The organism is Paenibacillus sp. MDV22-iso6, from assembly GCF_058408365.1.
In genome coordinates this window covers 17016-36849 of sequence record NZ_JBZVDZ010000011.1, presented here as the reverse complement: position 1 = coordinate 36849, position 19834 = coordinate 17016, and the positions used below count along the sequence as shown (strand labels likewise).

Genomic DNA, 19834 nt, shown 5'->3' with positions numbered 1-19834 from the left:
AGGGGTAAGTATGTAGCATTCCAGACGATCGAAAGGGGGAACTTGTGATGAACGGAAAACGTCGGGTCCGCAACCGGGGATGCTCTATCAGGGGCTTTAATATTTTCCGGAACCGCCTGCGCCGCTCCAAACCGGCAGAGGAAATGCAGGACGTATGGTTTTAAGGAATGGTCAGAAAACCAATATGACGAAGCTTAGCTTCGTATTGCATGTATACATGGAATGGGAACGGTAATCATCCTGACTTCTACATAGCTCTGAAGCGGATAATCGGATTCTCTGATCGGAAAAGGTACTCATAGCCTGGACACTTTACCCTTAAAAGGTGTTCCGGCTGTGAGTACCTTTTTATATTTTTTATATAGGCCAAGTTCTGTGTGGTCTCTTTCTTAGATCAGAAATTAAAAAAGATGACTCCTGTTATTCAGGAATCATCTGCGTATTGCTCAATGGATTGGTTTTAACCGACCGAGCAATTCTCCCATTTTGACGGAGTCGCCAGGCTGCAAGCCTGGGTCCGGTTCGAATGTACCGCTCTGTGTTAACAGTACGACGGTGGAACCGAATTCAAAATATGCGAGATCATCGCCTTGTGCCCATGAACTTACATCCGCACCAGCGTACTGTATGCTGCTCACATTCATTGCGCCTACTTTCACGACAGCAACTTCTCCATAATCATGAGCAATATACGTAATGAGCCGTTCGTTCCGACTCAGCACCGATTTCATATGGGTCAGACCAAAATCATTTACGGGATAAACCTTGCCCTTAATATGTTCACTCTCAATGCGGCGACCGCTAACAGGAGCATGAATGCGGTGATAGTCGCGTGGGCTGAGATACAGGACAAAGGCATAACCGTGCTTGTACTTCTCCAGATGTGGTGAGTGGTTTAATAATTCAGCAAGTGTATAATTTTGTCCCTTAACATTCAGGAGCGTTCCAGCAGATACAGGACCGGCTGCCGTGATTTTGGCATCGACCGGACTGATCAGTGCATGTTCTGAAAGTTCAAGCGGGCGCATGCCCGGTTTAAGTTTACGGGTAAAGAAATCATTCAATGAACGATATTCCTTCCAGTCTTTCTCAGCTTCCTGAACAGGGATGTCGTAGGTCCGGACAAAATAAGGGATAAATGCCTTGCTTCCCCGGCTCTTGGAGAAGGCTCCCACAGTCCGGGAGATCCATTTGCGAGAAGAAAGCTCGGTCATTAACCGCAACAGCGTTTTTGCCATGAATATCCCCCTTAGGGTTAGTGCGAACTTCAAGGCCGGCAGGGCCGGCCGTTCTGCATAATATTGACACAGAATGCCCACGAAATCAATATAGGCCGCGATCATACGTCTGGGGTTGCCTTGGTATGCGCGAATTCTGCTCCAGCAGAAGACGTCCGTAAGCCATCGGCTGCCGGTAGCTGGCTTTCCAAGTCTCCGTCATCCCGGCCTTGCGGAAACCGTAGCGCTGATCCCTTCCGTTGCATTCGATAAAATAAATCTGGCCCTTCTCTGTGATCCCCAGATCAAGTCCGAGGTCCGCAAGATGAGGCAGGCTCGAAGCCAGCGTCCGTGCGATTCGGAGCCCGACTGACCGGATTCTGGCCTCCAGTTCAAGTGCATGCCAGTCGGTTGCCTGCAAGTCAAGAGCTTCAGCCAGCTTCATGACTTTGCTGCCTTGGGCGATATTCGTGACAAACGTATGCGCCGGAGCCACCTTGGCGAATATGCCTGTGATCGCCCACAATCCGTCACTTCCTCGTTGCACGGATACCCGTAGATCTACAGGTCTTCCCTCAAAACGAACCAGAGGTATGCGTTCTTCAATGAGATAGGCATGCCGGAAAATACGGCGCAGGGTGGCTGATGGCAGTTGTCCCTTATTCAGTCGAAAGGTGGCCCATCCCTTGCGTGAAGTCCTTGTCTCACATGTCAGTTTCCATTGACCGTCCTTTTGGAATATCCGCATAATGCCGTGACCGATGCTTCCGCTGCATGGCTTGATCACCAGATCATCGTAATGTTCCATCATATATGCCAAAGAATCAGGTGTAGCTTTGACCGCACGGGGGAGATGTTGCCTGAGACCGGGGTCCTGATAAAGCATCTCGTGAATGTGGTCTTTGCGGTATCGATTGCGGACATTGTAAACCTGTATGCCCTGCAACAGCAGTTTGGTCACCTGATGCTGCTCCGAACGGCGAAGCTGGAGAGCCCGGTTATGAATAACGGAGGGCAATGGCATCCTTTGACGAACGTATATACCCTCTTTTTTTACATAAGCCATACAGGTTTTGTTGTCCGCATCCACGTCTTCCAGCCGCAAAAAACAAGGAGTTAATCCATAACAGGCCGCTGCCTGTTCAACATTCGCGAGTGATTCCTGACCCGTCCTTCCAGCCGGTATCCCCCGGTACATGCGTGAATCGAACAGAATACCGATCGTTTCTTGTAGCATGACCGTTCCTCCTTCAATGTTATCGCGACCATGGATCGTCCATCCATGGAATGCCGGCCTGTCACCGCATGGTTGGACATCACGATAACGCAGACCGGAATCATGATGCTTCGATATGCATCAAAGAGTGCTCTTTCCAGCCATTTGCATCATATGGATTTATGCAAATGGCTTACATGATATCGTATGACATCTCTGGGGTAGGGGCGTGGACAGCCGCCTTACATAAGTGAACGGGTACAGCCTATTTCAATAGGGACAGCTCGATCATTCATACCTTGAAGCTTGTGCAGCGATGAAAATGTAACCCACCAAAGTCATGAATTACAGTGGCAGATGCCCATACTGACGCATATGATGCCGGAGACGAACGTTAGAGGAAGGAGCTAGCTGCATGAGTAAAAAAGGCAATAAGAAGGTTCCTACGCCAAAACTGCGGCATGTGAGTCCTAAATTTAAGGAACTGGATCTGACCAATCGACGGTCAGACACAATGGACTCAGGTTTCACTTCGAATAGGGAAGAACGCTTGAATACAAATAAACGGAATTCGAAGGCCATTCAGGCATCAGAAGAATTCCTATCCGAATCAATGGAGCTACCTGCTTCAACGAACGAGCTGGAAGACCTGGAGATCGTAACCAAAGCCATCAAACCGGAACCCGTAGAGTCTGATAGCGAGAAAGTCGTCGAGACGCAAGATATCCTGGAAAAGCAGATTCAGGTCAGCAGCGTGGCTCCGCTTGTTTTGGAAGAAGAGCTGGGTATCAACAAGCAAGAAACAGCAAGCAGGGACCGGTTGCAGATCCTGAACCAGAACCAGATGCCTGGTCATACCGGACACTATATCTACACGGACGACTTGAGTGAATTTGCTGTTACGGAGAGCAAACTGGCTCCTTTCTCTGTGGATGCCTCCAAGCTGAAACCGGATGCGGTCGGCAGTGAAGCATTGCAGGATTATGCGGTGACCAGCATACACATAGCAGACGGGGCCATTGTTTCAGCGAAACTTGCGGAAGCGTCTGTATCTGAGGAGCACCTGATTGACGGCTCTGTGTCTGGTCATAAAATACGAAATGCTTCTATTGCAGGTGAGAAAATCAGAGATGGCAGCATTACTTCTCAGAAGCTTGGCAACCAGGTCATCGATTCGGCCAAAATTGCCGACGGTTCCATCGGCACAAGACATCTCAGCCGCATGCTGGTAACGGAAGAATTAATCAAGAATCATGCCGTAAATGGAGACAAGATTGCGATTAGCGGGGTGGATACAAGACATCTCACGGGGGGAGCTGTGAATACCTCCAAACTGGCTGACGATGCAGTGACTACATCCAAAATTCGGGAAGCTGCTGTCACAGGCAGCAAAATAGAAGAACTATCCATCGAGTCTCACCATATTCAGGCAGGTGCTGTTAAACAGACACATCTGGCAGAAGGGTCTGTCGGTCGTTCACAACTATTAAATGGCAGTATTGGAAGTGACCAGATAGAGGATGGGTCCATACAAACAAGACATTTAGCTGAGGGTTCACTAAGTGGAAGACATCTCTTGGACGGTTCAATCGGATCAAGCCAGATTCGCGCTCATTCCGTTGGCAAGGAGCAGATTGGCAATGGAGAAGTGGGCAGTGAGCATTTGACGGAAGGTGCAGTAACCAGCAGCAAACTGGCAGACCAGTCTGTGGGAACAGCAAAATTGCTGGAGCAGTCCATTACGGCATCCAAGATCTCTGATCAGAGCGTCATTTCTTCCAAAATTGCGGATGAAGCCGTACAAGGTAAACATCTTGCCAAAGGGTCCATTCGTGCGGAACACATTGCGAATCGGGGAATTACACCGGTACATGTGGACAATTCCGCAATTCACTCCATTCACATTGCAAGTGGGAGCATCGAGGCAACTCATCTATCTACCGCAAGTGTGTCCGGAGATGCTCTCGCAGACGACGTGGTGTGTGAGCGGCATCTTGCAGAGTCGGCCGTGGGTACGTATGAATTGCAGGATGCTGCCGTTACAGACGTTAAACTCGCGGATGGAAGTGTGACAACAGAAAAGCTTGGAACGGCATCGGTGAGTAGCAGAGCGCTTGCCCCGGGAAGTGTTATATCCTCGCATCTTGCGAGTGGTGGAGTCACAGGTACACATCTGGCTCCAGGCAGCGTGGGTTCCGAGGCTCTGAGACCTTATGCAGTGAAATCGGAACATCTGACAGAACATGCCGTAGGTGTGCCTCATCTTCAGCCAGGCAGTGTTGAAACGGATGCGATTGCACGGGCCGCGGTCACAACAGATAAATTGGCTATTGATAGTGTAACTTCAGCCCAGCTGGCTGGCGGGTCCATTTTTCCGCCTCATCTAACAGATCATGCGGTTACCTCCCCCAAGCTTTCACCAGAGAGTGTTGCCACAGATAAACTGGCGGATTTTGCTGTCACGTCAGCTAAACTGGCAGACGGCAGCGTGACTTCTTCCAAGATTATGGCAGAGAGCATTAACGCCAAACATATTCCATCAGGAACCATTCGCGGATATCACCTGAAGCAGCATGCCGTTTCCTTGGAACATTTGTCGGAAGAAATACGCTCGCCGGAATTATTCGCTGATGGCAGTATTACCGGCAACAAACTTCGGCATGACTCCATAAGTGCGGACCATTTGACAGCAGACTCGGTATCGGGGACAGAACTACAACAGGCTGCTGTAGGTAGCGAGCACTTGCAGCCATCCGTTGTACAATCCGTCCATCTGGCTGAAGGCAGCGTGAAATCTGACCATTTGGGAACTCAAGTAGTGAGCTCACAGCATCTGAAGGCAGACATCATTCATGAGGAGCATATTGCTGAACAGGTGGTCACATCGCATCACTTGGCACCTGGATCTGTTGAAACAGACCATCTGGCACCTTTATCCATTACAGCGGCTCATCTTCAGCCAGGTTTGATTAGTGGTTTGCATCTTCAGGCAGAGTCGACAAGTGCTGTTCACCTGCAGCAAGGAGCTGTGCATTCCCGTCATATTCAAGATGGTGAGATTCTTCCTCATCATATCCATGAACGCAGCATCGGAACGTCTCATCTGGAAGAAGAAGCGGTAAGTACGATTATATTGCAGGATGAATCTGTAACACGCTCCAAACTAGCAACTGGTAGTGTGGATGGCAGTAAATTAGCCGCAGGAACCGTATCGGCTACTCACATTGCCAATGAAAGTGTGCAGACCCGTCATATCCAAGAAGGAGCAATCCTTGCTGATCATATTCAAGAGTGCAGTATTGGCTCAGTTCATCTGGATGAGGAGTCTGTAAGTGAGGTTCATTTGCAAAATGGATCTGTAACAAGTGCCAAACTGGCGGATGGCAGTATAAACGGCAGCAAATTGCTTGAAGGAACCGTATCGGGGATTCATATTGCGTCCGAAAGCGTGCAATCCGAGCATATTCAGGCAGACGCCATTCATGCTGACCATATTCAGGAGCGGAGCATCGGCACAACCCATCTGGAGGAGGAAGCAGTAAGTGCGATTCACCTGCAAAATGGGTCTGTCATCAGTGCCAAACTGGCCGACGGCAGTGTAACCGGCAGCAAGTTGATCGAAGATGCGGTGTCGGGAATCCATATCGCCTCTGAAAGTGTGCAATCCCGCCATATCCAGGCAGGAGTAATCCTTGCTGACCATATTCAGGAGCACAGCATTGGCATGCTTCACTTGGAACAGGAAGCAGTAAGTGCCATTCATCTGCAAAATGGATCTGTAACAAGTACCAAGTTGGCCGACGGCAGTGTAACCGGCAGCAAGCTACTTGAAGGAGCAGTATCGGATATCCACATTGCAGACGATAGTGTGCAATCCCGTCATATTCAAGAGGGAACAATCCTTGCTAATCATATTCAAGAGCGGAGCATCGGCACAGCACATTTGGAAGAGGAATCGGTAAGTGCCATTCATTTGCAAAATGGATCTGTAACGAGTGCCAAACTGGCGGATAGCAGTATAACCGGCAGCAAGTTACTCGAAGGTACGGTATCCGGGATTCATATCGCCTCGGAAAGTGTGCAATCCGAGCATATTCAGGCAGGAGCCATTCAAGCTGATCATATTCAGGAGCGAAGCATAGGCACAACCCATCTGGAAGAGGAAGCAGTAAGTGCGGTTCATCTGCAAAATGGGTCCGTAACGAGTGCTAAATTAGCTGACGGTAGCATTAGCGGCAGCAAATTGCTCGAAGATGCTGTATTGGGGAGCCATATCGCGTCGGAAAGTGTGCAAACTCGCCATATCCAGGCAGGAGCGATCCTTGCTGATCATATTCAGGAGCATAGCATTGGTACGTCCCATCTGGAGGAGGAAGTAATAAGTGCGGTTCATCTGCAAAATGGGTCCGTAACGAGTGCCAAACTGGCCGATGGCAGTGTGAGCAGCAGCAAACTGCTTGAAGATGCGGTGTCGGATGTCCATATTGCCAATGGAAGTGTGCAATCCAGTCATATCCAAGAGAGAGCCATCCATGCTGACCATATTCAAGAGCGAAGCATTGGAATCTCCCACCTCAAAGCGGAATCGGTCAGTTCGATTCATCTGCACAATGGTTCCATAACAAGTGCCAAAATGGCTGACGGCAGTGTAAACGGTAATAAATTGCTTGAAGGTGCGGTATCGGCTATCCACATAGCAGACAAAAGTGTGCAATCTCGGCATATTCAGGATGGAACGATTCTTGCTGATCATATTCAGGAACGCAGTATTCGCACAACCCATCTGGAAGAGGAAGCAGTAAGCGGGATCCATCTACAGAATGGGTCCGTCACAAGTGCCAAATTGGCCGATGGCAGCGTGAACGGCAGCAAACTGAGTGAGCAGAGTATTACCTCTAATCATTTGAATGCGGGGATTGTAGGTCCGGCGCATTTGAGCGAAGAGATATGGAATGCGATTCGTCAGTTCAGTGGAGAAACGCTGGAACAACTGGCAGCTATCAAAAGACAAGAGGGATTGCTTCAAACAGAAAATGAGGTTGTACCGCCATCACAGCCAGCAATTGTCGTGGAACCCTCAAGTGTCGATCTGAAGGAAACGCAGTTTATCCAGACGTCGGGTCAGGAGCTGGGGCAACAACAAGAGCATCCATCGCAAGCTAACCAGCTTGGAGATTCATTGACGACAGCTGGCACGGTCCAGCCACAGCTACCGCTACCACAGCCTGAATTTTCACATGAGATCGATGGAATTAAGGAGTTCAAGCTGAGGGAGCAAGCAGTTAAGCAGGAGCATTTGAGTGATGAGGCGGTGGGCAGCGATCAGCTGCAATCCGGAGCTGTTCAGGCCAAACATCTGGCATTCCAGCCTGTGCGGAGTGTCGGCCGTCAGCCTGTGGTGCAGCAGTTCGGTATGGAGGCCTTTATATTGCCTGAGGATGAACAGTGCGTGGAAGTAACGGTAGCCTTTGAGGAGTCGTTTATATCGGAGCATTATGTGATTGTAGCCATGTGTAATGATCGGGGATTCCAGGTATCGCTCCTCTCCCAGAGTGAGGATGAAGCCGTACTGGAAGTGTCACGAACTACGGGCTCCACACACACCTATGGATTGTTGTCATGGATTGCCGCTGGGCCTTCCGTGTAAGAATGCGAGATCATGTGTCCTCATTCAAGACATCTGTAGACGAATGAGGACACATGTTTAAATAGACAAAAGCGGTTCCCGGATATGTCCGGGACACCGCTTTTTTTCATATATAAGCTTGCTCCGTTCGGACGATGAGGGGTGCCTGAACGATTTAATATGAGTTCAACAACGAATGATTCTTACAGTCCTACAGCTTGATAAGCTTTGGTAATTGCAGTAGCTTCAGCCGAAGTCGCTCCGTACAGATCTTTAGCGGCTTGGATTGTCGCTGTTTTGGCAGCAGCAAATTTGGATGTAGGTGTCAGATAGTTCACGAGTGTGCTGTAGAAGATTTGAATGGCTTTATCACGCCCGATCCCTGTTACAGTGACACCATTATGTGTACCGCCTTGAGCTGCAAGATAGTACGCTTTGTTAATGATACCGCTGTTGGTATGAACGCCTCCGTTGTCCGCTGTTCCAGTATAACGGTCAGCGTATTTGTCAGGTTGTCCATACAATGTAGGGTTGGATAGGGAGCGCAGTGCATCACCTGCAATGTTAGGGGTGTAGACATCGTCGCCAAGCAACCAGTTTTTGCTTTGGATCGTATTTCCGAAAATATCAGCGAAGGCTTCATTTAATGCACCAGGCTCATTGCGGTACTCCAGATTGGCTGTATACTCAATGACACCGTGAGTCAATTCGTGGCCTACTACATCCAGATCACCAGATAGTGAACGGAAAGTCGTTCCATCACCGTCACCAAATACAATCTGTACTCCGTTCCAGAATGCATTATTGTAGTTGGAGCCATAATGCACAGTGGATTTAATGAGCAAACCGTTGCCATTAATACCGTTGCGGTTGAATTTGTTTTTGTAGAAATCATACGTGGCAGCAGCATGGGCGTGGGCATCTACGCCAGCACGATCAGTCCATACGTTATCGGAATCTGTCAGGAGTGTACCTGGAATGGAGGAACCATTGTTTGCAGTGTAAGTTTCAATCCCATTGCCGCGAGTGGTATCTTTCAGTTGGAAGGTACTGCCGGATTGGGTGGTTGTAAGGGTTTTGGTATCACCAAGTACACCTGTACCTGTTCCTGTTGCGAAGTTGATGAGGTCATATTGAGATACGATACTGCCGTCAACGGCATTCACGAAATATTTGGTACGTAATGGGGCGGGATCCAGCACATTGACTTCCGTAATGTAAACAAGGTAGGTTTGGTCATCTTCCTCGTTGTGGTAAATGTTTAGTTCCGCTTCAGGGGTTTTCTGTGGTTCGCCAAGCTCTCCAACGCGGGAAGTGGCTTCTTCCGATGCAATCTTGATCGCATCTTCTGCACTGATTTCAGCGACACCGTCATTAGGGATGGCTTGTTCTTCAATCGGTGGGAGATCTCCAAGTGCGGATGAAACCTGGCCTGTTTTGTCTAGGTGGATCGTTTGCTCGGCACCGTAGACTGGAATTCCCTTAATGTACTGCTTCAGGCGGAAGTGTCTTACACCAGAGGTGTCCGTAGTTCTTTTAATAATTTTGAGTTGGGATTTCACGTCGGAATTCAGGAATTGTTCCTGTTGTCCAAGGAAATTAAAGATTGTTTCGTCAGAACCGCTGTTCAACGGGATACCCTCCTCAGAGGCATAAGGGGCCTGCAATGGAATGGACTGATCAGACAATGGAGCTGCAGCAGCAGAAGATACGGAAGCGAGCAAAAGAGCTCCTCCAAGAATTGTTGGCATAACTTTAGCAAATTTCATAGTAAACTCTCCCATTCTCAATATGATTTTTTTGGAAAACACATAATTATGCCAATCTCGGTTGGAGTTCCGTCTGCAACTTGGGCAGCGCGGAGTGTGGGGCTGAATCTGAAACGTGGAATATGACAAGAAACGATAAGGAACAAAGTCGGCAGATCCTGTATGCCTGTGGTTGGGCGTGTCAAAGGAGTACCGTTTATCCGGTTCAGCCATGAGGCTTAATCGTTCATTGTGGTTCCTCTTTCAGAAGCCAGGGGTCTTGTCCACTTGCGAAGCAGAAGATGTTCTTACGGAGCCGGGGTGTTCGTTCCGGGTTCACATAATAGAGCCTGAACTACGTATTGAACGGCATCACTCCTCTCAAGGTACATGCAACAGAGCAAAAACAGCCTCTTGTATCATCCTGTACGCATAATTAACCCCAGGTCAATTAACAGGAATGAAAAAAGATCACTAAGGAACATTCGTTCCTTATTAGGATTTTTTTGTCAATCCACTGCTTGCAACGTATATTATCACAATGTAAAAGTTTGGAAAAGATGCAATTTTAAATTTTTTTTAAAATTGTGTCTGAAGTAGGGGAGCCGTAGCATATTTCGCATATTTTGACGAATTCTGTCTAAATAAATGGATTGACTGAGCCGGGTGGCAGACAGAACCTGCTCGGTTCAAGGACATACGCCGTTTCCACTGCTCCATGAATACATAGAATAACGTGTACTCCCTTTGCATGCCGATGATGTACACCCGGGAGGTGACTGTGTTGCAAAAACGCGGCAATACAGCTTTTTATGCAGCCAAATCGAATCTGGCACAAAGAAAAGCGCAATTAAAGAAGCGTCGTTTGAAATCTGCTTACAAAAAGGGTACAAAGGCCTACAAGTACGTAATTCCACCCGTGGAGCAAACGGAATTGCCAGCATTCGGAGCTGAGCATGCGATGAGAGAGACACTTGCACAGGATTCGACGTACTCGCATAAACCACTGCTTTCGGTCATTATACCTGCCATGAATGAAGAGCGAACCATTGGTGCAGTCGTGCGTCAGTCGCTGCGGATATGCCGTGATGCTGAAGTGCTTGTTATTGTGAATGGTTCAACGGATGGGACGGCAGCAGCGGCAAAAAGGGCAGGGGCACAGGTGCTTCGTTATGCCGAAGCTTTGGGACATGATGGAGGAAGAAGAGTCGGTGCAGCGGCAGCTCGTGGCAGGGTGCTGTTGTTCACGGATGCAGACATTCCAATTCCGGCAGAACATCTCGCGCCTTATGTGCGAGCGGTTCTGGAAGGGACGGATGTGGCGCTTAATGATTATAACGGACCGGTGGCGCGTATCCCTGTTCACCCTGTGATAGAAGCCAAACATGCGCTGAACAGCATGCTCGCGAGACCTGATCTGCAAGGGGCTTCCATGACAGCCATTCCGCATGCATTAAGTCGCAGGGCACTTGAAGTGATTGGGACGGACACACTGGAGATTCCACCATTGGCACATGCAAAGGCGGTTACCAACGGGTTGAAGGTGCGTGCCGTCCATCATGTGCCTGTAGGCAAAATGAACGCAGTTCGAGTCAAGAAACGAAGCGGACCTGACCCGCTCAGTCAAGTGGTCTGGAATGATCATCTGACAGCGATCAGGTGGATAACCGATACACTTGGCCCACGCGGAGGACATTCCGATCTGCAGCGTGTTCGTAGCCTGACGAGGTGAGCATGTTGCCTAAAACAAGAAAGAAACCTCGTCAAAAGATGCAGCACGCTGGAGGTGAGGAAATGAAGGAGCGTTCAGGGGGTGTCCGTCGTCAACGGACGGCAGGCAGACGAACACCAAGGAACAGAACCAGAACCATGGGCAGGAAGAGCCTGACTAAATCGCCGCTAAAGAGTTCAGCATCGAGCAGGTTGGCAATGAACAAGTCCGTATTGCATGAAGCATTCAGCGCAGGGCAACGGGCAGGACGCATGACGTTGGAAAATGAACAATCGATTGAACAACATGCGCGTTCAACATGGCAGGAGCATGGGGCTGCGATCTCAGCGGAGCTAAGGAGTTATTCTGCTGCAATGCAGGCAGGGAAAGCATTCATGCAGGGTTATGCTCAAGCTGCGGGACGCTCATTGAATATTATTCCACTTGCCCTGAATAAACCTGCCGCTGCAGTCGTCTGTGCCTGCAATGAGGAACTTACGCTGGGGCAAGTACTTGTACAACTGAAACGTTTACCGCTGACAGATATCGTTGTGGTATTGAATGGAACAACGGACAACAGTCTGACACAGGTGCTTGAACAGTCTGGCATCACGCTGGTCTATGAACCTGACCGGGCGGGACATGATGTAGGCCGCGCCTTGGGAGCCAAGATGACGGAGGCCGAGACTCTTCTCTTTGTGGATGGGGATATGGTCGTCCCGGCAGAGCAACTCGCCCCGTTTCTGTATGCGGTCGATCGGGGAGATGACGTGGCACTGAACAATCTTTCATCGCTGTTGCCTCCATTTGCCCGCCAGGATGAAGTGAGCCGGATCAAGGCATATCTCAACCGTGTGCTTAATCGTTCGGATCTGGGTTCCAATTCGTTGACGGCTGTACCTCATGCCCTCTCACGTAAGATGATCCAGATCGTAAAACCGGAGGCGCTGGCCGTTCCTCCCAAGGCGCAAAGTCTAGCCATCCAGCATGGATTAAAAGTGACTGCACCCAGTCAAGTGGATGTCATTCGTTCCAATCGCCTGCGTTCCACCAATACGGGCAGTGGCAACGAAGTCGCCCGATTGATCATTGGCGACCATCTGGAGGCGATTGCAACCTGGCTGGATATGGGCGGCAATAAGTCACAAGCCCGATCCATTTCTCGTGCTGAAGTGGCCTACAGGAGGAACGCCAGATGACACTGACGAGTATTATTATTCCGACGTACAACGGGCTGGAACTGCTGAAGCCGTGTATCGATGCCATTCGAAAATATACCGATTCTCATACATCTTATGAAATCATCGTTGTGGATAATGGCTCGGTTGACGGAACAGCAGCGTATTGTGCACGGGAACGAATTCGTTTTGTTCGGTTGCCGGACAATCGGGGTTTCCCGGCGGCTTGCAATGCCGGGCTCCGTGCAGCCTGTGGTGATGAGCTATTGCTGCTGAATAACGATGTTACAGTTACCACCCGCTGGCTCGAAAATCTGCGGGCAGCCCTCTACAGTGATGCAAACATTGGTATTACAGGTCCGGTGACCAACTATGCAAGTGGTATCCAGCAGGTAGAGCTTGAGTTCCGGGACATGGTACATTTTCAGGAACTGGCTGCTGCCAACAATGTAGTCGATTCTTCCAGATGGAAGGAAGTCAGACGGATTGTCGGCTTATGTATGCTCATGCGGCGAAGTGTGATGGAGGACATTGGTGTGCTTGACGAAGTCTATTCGCCGGGACACTATGAAGATGACGATTATTGCTACAGGGCCTGCCAGAAAGGTTATCGTTTGCTGGTATGCGGGGATGTCCTGGTACATCATCGCGGCAGCGCGAGTTTCCTGAAGACCGATCCTGTAGCTTGGAAACAGTTGCTTGAGCGCAATCGATCCATTTTTATCAACAAATGGCATGTCGATCCCCTTAAATATATTGAGACATCCGATGAAGGAGGGATAGTGGAATGAAAGGTGTAATTCTTGCTGGCGGAACAGGAACACGACTGTATCCTCTGACCCGGCTGATTAACAAGCATCTGATTCCAGTCGGCAAGCATCCGATGATTATGTATGGCATCGACAGACTCCGCCAGGCAGGCATTGAAGAGATATTGATAGTGATCAACAAACATTCCGCTGGGTTATACACGGAGTATTTGGGTGGTGGAGCAGATCATGGCGTCAAGCTGACGTATCGGATTCAGGAAAAGGCAGGCGGAATTGCCGAAGCATTGGATCTGGCGACATCGTTTATCCTTCCTGGAGAGAAATTCGTTGTGCTGCTGGGAGACAATCTGTTTAGCGACGATTTGAAGCCCTATGTGGATAAGTATATGCAGCAGCCTGCGGGTACAGCTCGTGTCTTGCTCAAAGAAGTGGACGATGCACGGCGGTATGGGGTGCCGGTGTTTGATCCACAGCATCCGGAGCGAATCTCATACATTGAGGAAAAACCGAGTGATCCGAAGACCTCTTATTGTGTTACTGGCATATATATGTATGATGACCGTGTATTCAACCTCATTCAGAACATTACACCTTCTGCACGCGGCGAACTCGAAATTACGGACGTGAACAATCATTATGCAGCAGCTGGAGGACTGGAATACGATATTTTGCAAAAATATTGGAGTGATGCCGGGACGTTCCAATCGCTTCAGGAAGCAGCCATCCGCATGAAGGGTCAACTGCCCTAAAATATATGCGCCTGATGCTGCCGCTGTGAGAGGTCCCATGAGAGCAGAACAACCTGCGCCGGAGCCGGAAGAATGCTCCGGCGCTTTGTGCAGCGGCGGCACTCCTCGTGCATGCCAAGGGAGGGAATGCCGTGAGAGTAGCAAAACGCAGCGACTTGGGCAGGAAGAAGACACTGGGCGGTCATGCCGGCTCCTTGTACGTATCTGTGGGAGTGCAGCCCAAAGCAAGTTCGAATCACGAATGGGGAAACCAAGGCGCGAAGCAGGGGAATGTGGAACTCGCAGGAATAGAGCGCAAGCTTCTTGCAGAACCGAAAGGCAAAGCCAGCGGGCGCACCGGCGCAAGACGTGGTGCGAGCGCTGGATCACGAACCAAAACGGGAGCGAAAACAGGCGAAGGGCGTGGCATTGCAGGCACCCGCGTGAAAGCAGGCGAGCGTACAGGCGTGAGCCGTGGCCGTAAAGGGGCGCGAGCCAAAACGGGCAAGCGCGCAGTTGCAGGCCGCAGGCATGCTGCGCCGCGGGGCGGGCGGGCCGCAGGCGCCCGCGCCAAACAGCGCACGGCTGCGCAGCGTGCGCCCGGGCCAGCACCGCAAGCCAGCACGCCACAGGCGCTGCCTGCCAGCGGTGCTGGCCCCGCCCCGCCGCAAGCGACACACCGACACGGTGGTGTCGCCCCCGCGGGGCGGGAAAGCGCTGCCGCGCATGCTGGCAGCGCAAGGGCAATGGCGCCTGCGCAGCCGGCAGCAGCGCCCGAGAGCGGCTACGCCGAGGGCTTCCGCGACGGCGTGTTCGCGGGCGGGGAGGCGCTGGTGGCGCAGCACATCCCGCCCGATCATATTCTGCCTGCCGTGGCGGCGGCAGATCTGATCGAGGCGGGATTCCGCCAATATGCGCCCACCCTAACCCGGCTGGCCAGCCCTCATGAGATGGCTGTCCATATCCAGGGGGCGCTGGATGCGCAGCGCCCCCTGTCTGTCGTTCGCCTCGGAGATGGCGAACTGCTGACCCTGGCAGCCGATACGGTGCTGCCCGGCGAGCAAGTGCAGGAGCTGGCACCGTTTCTGCCTTATGCAGGGGTGCCACGCTCCACCCCAGACATCCGCGCTGAGCTCGCGGAAGCCATTCGCGGCGCGGATTGGATCGGTGTCCCCATCTCGCGTGCGCCTACTTTTCAGGGACTTTTATTTCCAGTATTGCGCCATTTCGGCATTGACTGGTCCCGTCTGAATCTGACCAGTTCCACGATTAACTACAGCCTGCATCATTCGGGTCTGTTGTTGCCTGTGGTACAGGGGCGCCGGGTGCTGCTGATTGGAAGCCAAGCTGCAGAGCTCGGGGCGTTGTTGAACGGCCACGGGGTGCAAGTGACAGGCATCATAGGAACAGTGGATGGTGTTGTGGATATCCAGAGAGTGATGCAGCAGACTGCGGAGCATTCGTTCGATATCGCTCTGGTAGCAGCGGGAATTCCGGCCGTCATTCTGTGCCGCCGAATCGCTGGTGAACTGGGGCGGGTTGCCATAGATTTTGGACATTTGGCTGACAAATTGGTTACAGGAGAGCTTCATCTCTAATGGACGGTCTGGTGCAACGTTCATCGTAATGTGTATCCAGACGAGGGGAAATGGAGGAAGCAACATGAGCACATCAGGCAGACGTTCAAAACAGCGGAAAGCATCGTCATCTGAAACCGTTGTTTTGCATGCAGCTCGAAGCCGGAGTGGAGGGAAGATTAGACGCCAAGGCTCAGGTAAACGGGCAGCCAAGAACGCAAAACTGTATAAGCAGGGCTACCATAGAGGCTACGATGAGGGCGTGCGACAGGGGGAAAGCTCATTCGGGCTGGTATTCGAAGGCGTTAGCATTATTATTCCGACGTATAACCAGCGCGAATATGTCCTGCAATGTGTGTCCAGTATTGAAAAGCATACACCGGCCCCCTTTGAAATTATTGTTGTGGATAACGCATCCAAGGATGGCACGGCGGAAGCCATGCTTCGCAAAGGTGGCATGGTAAGGGTCGCTGCGCTGGATAAGAATCGTGGTTTTGCCGGCGGTGTCAATCATGGACTGATGATGGCTAGGGGGCGACATATCGTCGTGCTAAACAACGATACACTGGTCACCCCGGGCTGGTTGGAAAACATGATGACCTGTCTTGACAGTCATCCCGAGATGGGAGTTGTGGGTCCGGTTACAAATTACATCGGCGGAGATCAGCAGATTGAAGTCCCGTACAGTGATGTGGAGGACATGTGGTCTTTTGCTGCCCGACATAATCGCCCGGATGCCACGAAACATCGGGAGACCGACAGGCTGGTCGGATTTTGCTGGCTGTTCTCACGGGAATTGCTGGAGCGGGTAGGTTATCTTGATGAAGGTTACGCCGTGGGCAATTTTGAAGATGACGACTGGATCATTCGGGCGAAGCTGGCGGGATACAGGCTGGGGGTAGCCGGAGATGCCTTCATACATCACTACGGAAGTGTAAGCATGAAGGCGCTGGGAGAACAGGATTATGAAGTCGTAAATAAGGATAATGAACAGTTTTATACTCAAAAATGGGGAGATCCCCATGCGTTGGTTGCCGATACTTCCCGGCTCTCGTTGCGTGCCAAGGTGTCGACCAGTCAGCAGGAGAACAAGACACCCCTGGGCAAGACAGACACCCCTGACCTGCGACAGCGCATTTCCACTAAGGGCAGCAGCGATGTAACTCATAAGCTGAGACGCAGTACGGACTTTTACCCGGAGGGTTGTTTCATCTCTGATATCAAGGGCGATGTTTATCGACTAATGCGTGGACAGCGACGTAAGCTGAATATCCCGGTTCCACGCGGCATTTCTCCTGTTTTGGTTGCAAAACCGGATCTGCTCGGCGTACCCGCAGGTGAGCCGCTGGTATCTGCGGGTGAGGTACAGGGCTGGCCCCTGGAAAGAAGTCATGTTCATGCTCAACCCGTTCAGAGCAACCGGGATGCGCTGGAGGAAGGCATGATTGTTGCCGCGACGAATGAAAGGGATACATGGTACCAGATTAGTGGCAATAAACGCAGGAGGTTTGCAACCCCTTATGCTGCGGAACGGTGGGGAGTGCAATTCGGGCATATCGTTCATGTATCTGCGAACCAATTGCGTACGATCGAAGAAGGCTGGCCCATTATAGCTCCTCCCCAGCTCTTGAACGAAGATTTGTAATGACCGGGTTCGGCTGCCTTGTATATCGGCACGACAGCATGATGCGGAATGTGATGTAAAGCGTATCGCTATACATCTGTCCGCATCCGAACTATACATATATCACGAATCACGAAATGAAACGATAGAGAGATTAGCAAATTACTTTTCCACGAGCATTTGGTATAAACTCCAAGAGCGTCATCCGAACATTTTCAACATGGTTAGGGATGCGTTCAAGGGATAATGGGAGCTCTTGCAGAGCTCTTTTCAAATTTAAAATTTAATCTTTCTATCCTCTTATAGGTTTATTCTATTGGAAGATCCATTGACGCTTGAAGAGGTGAGGAGTACATTTATAGCCATAATTCTTATTTAACAGATAGGAATTAATGGTCTGGGTGGTAATCCATCCTGATCTGACAATGAATCAATCAGGAGGTATGCCGATGTCTTCTACATCGAAAAAAGTAGTGCTCTGGAGCAAAACAGGCTGTCATTTCTGCGGAGAGGTTAAGGCATTCCTAACGGCCCGCAACCAGCCTTTTGAGAACATCGAAGTGCAAGGGAACGATGTGCTGAGGGACGTGCTTGAAGCCAAATATGGCATTCGACATGTACCTGTCATTGAGGTGGGTGGAGACGGCAAGTATGAAGCATTGCTGGAGCCCGATCTGGAGAAACTGGCGGAACTTCTCGCCCAGCCTGATGAAGCAGCAGTCTGACCGGACGTGGCGGATTTCTTGATAAAGCAGTTTCCGGCTGCTAAAGGCTGACATATCAGTGTGCAGCAGTCGGGGACTTTTATAAGCTCTAATCCATCCTCTTATTCAGATATCCAATCCTTATATAGAAAAGTTCTATAAGCAACGCTGTTGACCGATGTGCGGGGCAGTGATAAGATTTGTGAAATTAAAGCTGACCAAACTCATAGGAATAGTTAACTTTTGAATTTTCTTCATTCGTAATCCATATCAGATCGGACTTTAGAAATTTCTTGATATATCCTAATCCAAGGAAGGCGGAATGTAATATGACGGCTCAGCGCAGTTTGAAATTTGGAGCGATTGTCCACGGTGTCGGAGGTAGCATGACGACTTGGAGACACCCGGAGATTCAATCGGATGCCAGTGTGAATTTTGAATTTTACAAACGCCAAACGTTGAAGGCAGAAGAAGGCAAATTCGATCTCGTTTTTATCGCTGACGGTCTTTATATTACCGAGAAATCCATACCTCACTTCTTGAATCGATTTGAGCCAATCAGTTTGTTGTCCGCCCTGGCCGCCATTACGTCACGAATCGGTCTGGTTGGAACACTTTCCACCTCCTATAGTGATCCATTCACAGTTGCCAGACAGTTCGGTTCCCTTGATCTGATCAGTAATGGCCGCGCTGGTTGGAACGTGGTTACATCCCCGCTTGAAGGCTCAGCCAAAAACTACAGTAAAAGCAACCATCCTACCCACCCGGAACGTTACCGGATTGCAACGGAATATTTGCAGGTGACCAAGGGCTTATGGGATTCGTGGGAAGACGATGCTTTTGTAAGAGACAAAGAAAGCGGCGTTTTCTTCGATCCATCCAAGCTGCACACACTCAATCATGAAGGAGAGTTCTTCTCCGTACAGGGTCCACTTAACATTGCACGTTCAAAGCAGGGGCAGCCGGTTATTTTCCAGGCAGGTTCTTCAGAAGATGGCAAGACCCTTGCTGCCAAAGAAGCGGATGCTGTTTTCACAGGACATGATTCAATTGAGGATGCACAGGCCTTCTACAAAGATGTCAAAACCCGCGCAACAACCTATGGACGTTCCACACAGGATATCGTCATTTTGCCAGGGATCAATCCAATTATCGGACGGACAGAAGAAGAAGCAGAACAGAAATATCAGGAGATTGCCAGCCTGGTCACTATCGATAAAGCGCTGGATTACCTGGGACGTTTCTTCGAGCATCATGACTTCTCCCAGTATCCGCTGGATGAACCATTCCCTGAATTGAATGGCATCGGTAGCAACAGCTTCCGTAGTGGTACGGACAAAATCAAGCGGGATGCCAAAGAGCAAGGATTGACGCTGCGTGAAGTAGCCCTGCGGGCAGCAACACCGAAGAGCAAATTCCTTGGTACACCGGAGCAGGTGGCTGACAAGATCCAGGAATGGTTCGAAGCCGAAGCGGCGGATGGATTCATTATTCATTCCGAACTGCCAAGTGGATTGGCCGATTTTGTGGAACTGGTTGTTCCGATTCTGCAAGAGCGTGGCATCTATCGCACCGAATATGAGCATGACACATTGCGTGGCAATCTCGGTGTGCAAATTCCGGTGAATCGTTACACGGCTGCCCGGGAGCAAGTTGGAACCGAGGCTTGAGAAACAATTAGATAGCTGAAATTCGGCAGTAGTCTAGGAATGAGGTATCCGGATGAAATATTCGG

Annotated in this window: 12 protein-coding genes; 9 read left to right on the top strand and 3 right to left on the bottom strand. The window is 50.3% G+C overall.

Annotation, left to right across the window (positions count from 1 at the left end; genetic code table 11):
- Positions 1 to 446 precede the first annotated feature (446 nt).
- Complete coding sequence (gene asd, locus AC4PM4_RS26045) at positions 447 to 1238, bottom strand: archaetidylserine decarboxylase (protein WP_063566074.1); 792 nt, start codon at positions 1236 to 1238, stop codon at positions 447 to 449.
- Between the two features lie 85 nt (positions 1239 to 1323).
- Positions 1324 to 2454: a YheC/YheD family endospore coat-associated protein gene (locus tag AC4PM4_RS26040; protein WP_269054088.1), complete on the bottom strand. Its 1131-nt coding sequence runs from the start codon at positions 2452 to 2454 to the stop codon at positions 1324 to 1326.
- Between the two features lie 394 nt (positions 2455 to 2848).
- Here AC4PM4_RS26040 and AC4PM4_RS26035 point away from each other — a divergent pair, with 394 nt between their 5' ends.
- Positions 2849 to 8080, top strand: a complete 5232-nt coding sequence (locus tag AC4PM4_RS26035) for a WIAG-tail domain (protein ID WP_491614865.1) — start codon at positions 2849 to 2851, stop codon at positions 8078 to 8080.
- A 182-nt stretch (positions 8081 to 8262) separates the two neighbouring features.
- On the opposite strand, the gene AC4PM4_RS26030 is transcribed toward AC4PM4_RS26035, so the two are convergent.
- Positions 8263 to 9828: a M4 family metallopeptidase gene (locus tag AC4PM4_RS26030; RefSeq protein ID WP_063566071.1), complete on the bottom strand. Its 1566-nt coding sequence runs from the start codon at positions 9826 to 9828 to the stop codon at positions 8263 to 8265.
- A gap of 760 nt (positions 9829 to 10588) precedes the next feature.
- Between AC4PM4_RS26030 and AC4PM4_RS26025 the strand changes: the two genes are divergently transcribed.
- From AC4PM4_RS26025 to AC4PM4_RS25990, 8 genes are all read left to right on the top strand, one after another.
- Positions 10589 to 11539 carry a glycosyltransferase family 2 protein gene (locus AC4PM4_RS26025; protein WP_491614863.1) on the top strand — a complete coding sequence of 317 codons (951 nt, stop codon included), beginning with the start codon at positions 10589 to 10591 and terminating at the stop codon, positions 11537 to 11539.
- A gap of 62 nt (positions 11540 to 11601) precedes the next feature.
- Complete coding sequence (locus AC4PM4_RS26020; protein ID WP_240321611.1) at positions 11602 to 12717, top strand: glycosyltransferase family A protein; 1116 nt, start codon at positions 11602 to 11604, stop codon at positions 12715 to 12717.
- Positions 12714 to 13487: a glycosyltransferase family 2 protein gene (locus tag AC4PM4_RS26015; RefSeq protein WP_491614861.1), complete on the top strand. Its 774-nt coding sequence runs from the start codon at positions 12714 to 12716 to the stop codon at positions 13485 to 13487. The genes AC4PM4_RS26020 and AC4PM4_RS26015 overlap by 4 nt, the downstream gene beginning before the upstream one ends.
- Positions 13484 to 14215 carry a sugar phosphate nucleotidyltransferase gene (locus AC4PM4_RS26010; protein ID WP_465117634.1) on the top strand — a complete coding sequence of 244 codons (732 nt, stop codon included), beginning with the start codon at positions 13484 to 13486 and terminating at the stop codon, positions 14213 to 14215. Before AC4PM4_RS26015 ends, AC4PM4_RS26010 begins: the two co-directional genes overlap by 4 nt.
- Before the next feature lie 812 nt (positions 14216 to 15027).
- The gene (locus AC4PM4_RS26005; protein ID WP_256338042.1) at positions 15028 to 15792 is read left to right on the top strand and encodes a GT-D fold domain-containing protein; all 765 of its coding nucleotides are present in this window, start codon (positions 15028 to 15030) and stop codon (positions 15790 to 15792) included.
- 64 nt (positions 15793 to 15856) lie between these two features.
- On the top strand, positions 15857 to 17416 hold the full coding sequence (locus AC4PM4_RS26000; RefSeq protein ID WP_488732141.1) for a glycosyltransferase family 2 protein: 1560 nt from the start codon (positions 15857 to 15859) through the stop codon (positions 17414 to 17416).
- A gap of 404 nt (positions 17417 to 17820) precedes the next feature.
- Positions 17821 to 18120 carry a glutaredoxin family protein gene (locus AC4PM4_RS25995; protein WP_491614859.1) on the top strand — a complete coding sequence of 100 codons (300 nt, stop codon included), beginning with the start codon at positions 17821 to 17823 and terminating at the stop codon, positions 18118 to 18120.
- A gap of 308 nt (positions 18121 to 18428) precedes the next feature.
- Positions 18429 to 19769 carry an LLM class flavin-dependent oxidoreductase gene (locus AC4PM4_RS25990; protein ID WP_064635749.1) on the top strand — a complete coding sequence of 447 codons (1341 nt, stop codon included), beginning with the start codon at positions 18429 to 18431 and terminating at the stop codon, positions 19767 to 19769.
- Positions 19770 to 19834: the final 65 nt, after the last annotated feature.